At 63.4% G+C, this 254-nt stretch carries 1 pseudogene; it reads left to right on the top strand.

Features of this window, described 5'->3' with window-relative positions:
• A pseudogene (gene nuoI, locus FCK22_RS18345) lies at nucleotides 1–254 on the top strand (NADH-quinone oxidoreductase subunit NuoI); the annotation flags it as partial.

Below are 254 nucleotides of genomic sequence, written 5' to 3' on the forward strand. Positions count from 1 at the left end.
ATGAGAAGGGGCCGCTGTCGCCCCGCTTCCGTGGGGAGCATGCGCTGCGCCGTTATCCCAACGGGGAGGAACGCTGCATTGCCTGCAAGCTGTGCGAAGCGATCTGCCCCGCGCAGGCGATCACCATGACGCCGAAGCCCGCGAAGACGGCAGCCGCCGCACCACGCGCTATGACATCGACATGACCAAATGCATCTACTGTGGTTTCTGCCAAGAAGCCTGCCCGGTGGATGCCATTGTCGAAGGCCCGAACT

Origin of the sequence: Sulfitobacter sp. 15WGC (genome assembly GCF_005068605.1) — a bacterium.
In the GTDB taxonomy this organism is placed as follows: Bacteria; Pseudomonadota; Alphaproteobacteria; order Rhodobacterales; family Rhodobacteraceae; genus Sulfitobacter; species Sulfitobacter faviae.